Raw genomic sequence first — 5,410 nt, forward strand, 5'->3', positions numbered from 1 at the left:
AGGCGCTGAGGCCGCTCCCGACGATCTTTGACAGTGTGCGCAGGTGACTTGTGCGGGCGTCTGGCGGGTGGATACGTTGTCCATCTTGCAGACGTTCGTAACAGAGCAACAAGTCAATTCAAATGGCAAACAAGCAATTGTTTAGCCAGCGAGTGATTTCGAGCCTGGGACGACGACTGCACTCAAGAAATTGGCGAGGACTTCGGTCCGAGCCGCAAAACTTAAGTGAAGAGTTTGATCCTGGCTCAGAGTGAACGCTGGCGGCAGGCCTAACACATGCAAGTCGAACGGCAGCACAGCAGTAGCAATACTGTGGGTGGCGAGTGGCGGACGGGTGAGGAATACATGGGAATCTGCCCTGTCGTGGGGGATAACGTAGGGAAACTTACGCTAATACCGCATACGACCGGAAGGTGAAAGCGGCGGACCGCAAGGCGTCGCGCGACTGGATGAGCCCATGTCGGATTAGCTAGTTGGCGGGGTAAAGGCCCACCAAGGCGACGATCCGTAGCTGGTCTGAGAGGATGATCAGCCACACTGGAACTGAGACACGGTCCAGACTCCTACGGGAGGCAGCAGTGGGGAATATTGGACAATGGGCGCAAGCCTGATCCAGCCATGCCGCGTGAGTGAAGAAGGCCTTCGGGTTGTAAAGCTCTTTTGTCCGGAAAGAAAAGCGCTCGGTTAATACCCGGGTGTTATGACGGTACCGGAAGAATAAGCACCGGCTAACTTCGTGCCAGCAGCCGCGGTAATACGAAGGGTGCAAGCGTTACTCGGAATTACTGGGCGTAAAGCGTGCGTAGGTGGTTCGTTAAGTCTGATGTGAAAGCCCTGGGCTCAACCTGGGAATGGCATTGGAAACTGGCGACCTAGAGTGCGGTAGAGGGTAGTGGAATTCCCGGTGTAGCAGTGAAATGCGTAGAGATCGGGAGGAACATCCGTGGCGAAGGCGACTACCTGGACCAGCACTGACACTGAGGCACGAAAGCGTGGGGAGCAAACAGGATTAGATACCCTGGTAGTCCACGCCCTAAACGATGCGAACTGGATGTTGGGTGCAACTAGGCACTCAGTATCGAAGCTAACGCGTTAAGTTCGCCGCCTGGGGAGTACGGTCGCAAGACTGAAACTCAAAGGAATTGACGGGGGCCCGCACAAGCGGTGGAGTATGTGGTTTAATTCGATGCAACGCGAAGAACCTTACCTGGCCTTGACATCCACGGAACTTTCCAGAGATGGATTGGTGCCTTCGGGAACCGTGAGACAGGTGCTGCATGGCTGTCGTCAGCTCGTGTCGTGAGATGTTGGGTTAAGTCCCGCAACGAGCGCAACCCTTGTCCCTAGTTGCCAGCACGTAATGGTGGGAACTCTAGGGAGACCGCCGGTGACAAACCGGAGGAAGGTGGGGATGACGTCAAGTCATCATGGCCCTTACGGCCAGGGCTACACACGTACTACAATGGAGAGGACAGAGGGCTGCAAACCCGCGAGGGTGAGCCAATCCCAGAAACCTTTTCTCAGTCCGGATTGGAGTCTGCAACTCGACTCCATGAAGTCGGAATCGCTAGTAATCGCAGATCAGCATTGCTGCGGTGAATACGTTCCCGGGCCTTGTACACACCGCCCGTCACACCATGGGAGTTTGTTGCACCAGAAGCAGGTAGCTTAACCTTCGGGAGGGCGCTTGCCACGGTGTGGCCGATGACTGGGGTGAAGTCGTAACAAGGTAGCCGTATCGGAAGGTGCGGCTGGATCACCTCCTTTAGAGACTAAAGACAGCGCGATTGCCTGTCAGGCGTCCGCACAAGTGACCTGCATTCAGAGCGTCCCGGCACACGGGGCCATAGCTCAGCTGGGAGAGCACCTGCTTTGCAAGCAGGGGGTCGTCGGTTCGATCCCGACTGGCTCCACCACTGTCCTGGGCTGAAGACTTTTGGGTCTGTAGCTCAGGTGGTTAGAGCGCACCCCTGATAAGGGTGAGGCCGGTGGTTCGAGTCCTCCCAGACCCACCAACTCTGAATGACAACTGCGCACACACAAGATTTGAAACGGACCCGGCGCTGAAGCCTGGTGCGTGTTCTTTGACAATCGGGATGTAGCGAGCGTTTTGAGACGAATGTCCATGACGTGTCGTAGAGGCTAAGGCGAGGTGCGAGAGCACCTTTATTTGAAGTGATAAGTCGTTTTACGTTCGCAAACGACGTATGACCCTGAGGCGACTTGGGGTGATATGGTCAAGCGAATAAGCGCACACGGTGGATGCCTTGGCGGTCAGAGGCGATGAAGGACGTGGCAGCCTGCGAAAAGCGTCGGGGAGCTGGCAACAAGCATTGATCCGACGATGTCCGAATGGGGAAACCCACCCGCAAGGGTATTGCATGGTGAATACATAGCCATGCAAGGCGAACCCGGGGAACTGAAATATCTAAGTACCCGGAGGAAAAGAAATCAACCGAGATTCCGTCAGTAGCGACGAGCGAACGCGGAGCAGCCCAAAAGTCCGTACGGTTTTAGCAGAACACGCTGGGAAGCGTGGCCGTAGATGGTGACAGCCCTGTATGCGAAAGGGCCGTACGGATGAAATTGAGTAGGGCGGGGCACGTGAAACCCTGTCTGAACATGGGGGGACCATCCTCCAAGGCTAAATACTCCTGACCGACCGATAGTGAACCAGTACCGTGAGGGAAAGGCGAAAAGAACCCTGGTGAAGGGAGTGAAATAGATCCTGAAACCGTGTGCGTACAAGCAGTCGGAGCCCGCAAGGGTGACGGCGTACCTTTTGTATAATGGGTCAGCGACTTACTGTTTGTGGCGAGCTTAACCGTATAGGGGAGGCGAAGGGAAACCGAGTCTGATAAGGGCGCATAGTCGCAGGCAGTAGACCCGAAACCGGGTGATCTAGTCATGCCCAGGGTGAAGGTTGAGTAACATCAACTGGAGGCCCGAACCCACTCCCGTTGCAAAGGTAGGGGATGAGGTGTGATTAGGAGTGAAAAGCTAATCGAACCCGGAGATAGCTGGTTCTCCTCGAAAGCTATTTAGGTAGCGCCTCGGACGAATACTGCTGGGGGTAGAGCACTGTTATGGCTAGGGGGTCATTGCGACTTACCAAACCATGGCAAACTCCGAATACCAGCACGTACTATCCGGGAGACACACGGCGGGTGCTAACGTCCGTCGTGAAAAGGGAAACAACCCAGACCCACAGCTAAGGTCCCAAATTCATGGCTCAGTGGTGAACGATGTGGAAAGGCACAGACAGCCAGGAGGTTGGCTTAGAAGCAGCCACCCTTTAAAGAAAGCGTAATAGCTCACTGGTCGAGTCGGTCTGCGCGGAAGATTTAACGGGGCTAAGCCATGAACCGAAGCTTGGGGTGCACAGCAATGTGCGCGGTAGAGGAGCGTTCCGTAAGCCGATGAAGGTGGATTGAGAAGTCTGCTGGAGGTATCGGAAGTGCGAATGCTGACATGAGTAACGATAATGGGGGTGAAAAGCCCCCACGCCGAAAGCCCAAGGTTTCCTTGCGCAACGTTCATCGGCGCAGGGTGAGTCGGCCCCTAAGGCGAGGCAGAAATGCGTAGTCGATGGGAAGCTGGTTAATATTCCAGCACCTCGCGTCAGTGCGATGGGGGGACGGAGAAGGGTAGGTGTACCGGGCGTTGGTTGTCCCGGGGAAAGCAGGTAGGCGGATCCTCTTGGCAAATCCGGAGGGTCATACGCCGAGCAGCGAGACCAGGCCATTAGGCCGAAGTCACTGATCCCACGCTTCCAGGAAAAGCCCCTAAGCTTCAGCTGACGCAGACCGTACCGTAATCCGACACAGGTGGGCAGGATGAGAATTCTAAGGCGCTTGAGAGAACTCGGGTGAAGGAACTAGGCAACATGGCACCGTAACTTCGGGAGAAGGTGCACCGCTTCTGGTGGCCCATGCGGGCTATAGCTGGGAGCGGTCGCAGAAACCAGGCCGCTGCGACTGTTTATCAAAAACACAGCACTCTGCAAACACGAAAGTGGACGTATAGGGTGTGACGCCTGCCCGGTGCTGGAAGGTTAATTGATGGGGTCAGCCGCAAGGCGAAGCTCTTGATCGAAGCCCCAGTAAACGGCGGCCGTAACTATAACGGTCCTAAGGTAGCGAAATTCCTTGTCGGGTAAGTTCCGACCTGCACGAATGGCGTAACGACAGCGGCGCTGTCTCCACCCGAGACTCAGTGAAATTGAAATCGCTGTGAAGATGCAGCGTTCCCGCGGCAAGACGGAAAGACCCCGTGAACCTTTACTACAGCTTTACACTGAACGTTGAGTTCGTCTGTGTAGGATAGGTGGGAGCCTGTGAAACCGAGGCGCTAGCTTCGGTGGAGGCAACCTTGAAATACCACCCTGATGTGCTTGACGTTCTAACCTGGGCCCGTAATCCGGGTCGGGGACCGTGTATGGTGGGTAGTTTGACTGGGGCGGTCTCCTCCCAAAGAGTAACGGAGGAGCACGAAGGTACGCTCAGCGCGGTCGGACATCGCGCACTGTGTGCAAAGGCATAAGCGTGCTTGACTGCAAGAGCGACGGCTCAAGCAGGTACGAAAGTAGGTCTTAGTGATCCGGTGGTTCTGTATGGAAGGGCCATCGCTCAACGGATAAAAGGTACTCCGGGGATAACAGGCTGATACCGCCCAAGAGTTCATATCGACGGCGGTGTTTGGCACCTCGATGTCGGCTCATCACATCCTGGGGCTGTAGTCGGTCCCAAGGGTATGGCTGTTCGCCATTTAAAGTGGTACGCGAGCTGGGTTCAGAACGTCGTGAGACAGTTCGGTCCCTATCTGTCGTGGGCGTTGGAGATTTGAGAGGGGCTGCTCCTAGTACGAGAGGACCGGAGTGGACGAACCCCTGGTGTTCCGGTTGTCACGCCAGTGGCATTGCCGGGTAGCTACGTTCGGAAGCGATAACCGCTGAAAGCATCTAAGCGGGAAGCGCGCCTCAAGATGAGATCTCCCGGGACACAAGTCCCCTGAAGGAACCATCAAGACCAGGTGGTTGATAGGCACGGTGTGTAAGCGGAGCAATCCGTTGAGCTAACGTGTACTAATGATCCGTGAGGCTTGACCATATCACCTCAAGCCGCCTTATCCTCGACAACACGTCGATGGCATTTGTCTCTAAAAGCTCCACCAAAACTCGCTACGTCCCACCCCTTGAGAGCGTGAGCGCGATCAATCCCTTCGATTGAACCGCGACCCTCCACCCTCTCCCTGGTGACAATAGCGCTGTGGCACCACCCGATCCCATTCCGAACTCGGAAGTGAAACGCAGCCGCGCCGATGGTAGTGTGCATCCGCATGCAAGAGTAGGTCATCGCCAGGGCCTTATACCCAAACCCCGCCAGCAATGGCGGGGTTTTTCTTTGGGCGA

The 5,410-nt window shown here is 55.7% G+C and carries 2 tRNA genes and 3 rRNA genes; all 5 read left to right on the forward strand.

Going from position 1 to position 5,410, the window contains the following annotated elements:
• Nucleotides 1–222 precede the first annotated feature (222 nt).
• The 5 genes from AB4059_RS15890 to rrf all read left to right on the forward strand — a co-directional run bounded on the left by AB4059_RS15890 (nt 223) and on the right by rrf (nt 5,362).
• Nucleotides 223–1,767, forward strand: a 16S ribosomal RNA gene (locus AB4059_RS15890).
• 73 nt (nt 1,768–1,840) lie between these two features.
• A tRNA-Ala gene (locus tag AB4059_RS15895) sits at nt 1,841–1,916 on the forward strand.
• A gap of 22 nt (nt 1,917–1,938) precedes the next feature.
• Nucleotides 1,939–2,015: transfer RNA gene (locus AB4059_RS15900), tRNA-Ile, on the forward strand.
• 220 nt (nt 2,016–2,235) lie between these two features.
• Nucleotides 2,236–5,108: ribosomal RNA gene (locus AB4059_RS15905) — 23S ribosomal RNA — on the forward strand.
• 141 nt (nt 5,109–5,249) lie between these two features.
• A 5S ribosomal RNA gene (gene rrf / locus AB4059_RS15910) occupies nt 5,250–5,362 on the forward strand.
• Together the 16S, 23S and 5S rRNA genes with 2 tRNA genes alongside form the textbook arrangement of a ribosomal RNA operon.
• Nucleotides 5,363–5,410: the final 48 nt, after the last annotated feature.

It is taken from the genome of Lysobacter sp. 2RAF19 (genome assembly GCF_052115395.1).
Classification (GTDB): domain Bacteria; phylum Pseudomonadota; class Gammaproteobacteria; order Xanthomonadales; family Xanthomonadaceae; genus Noviluteimonas.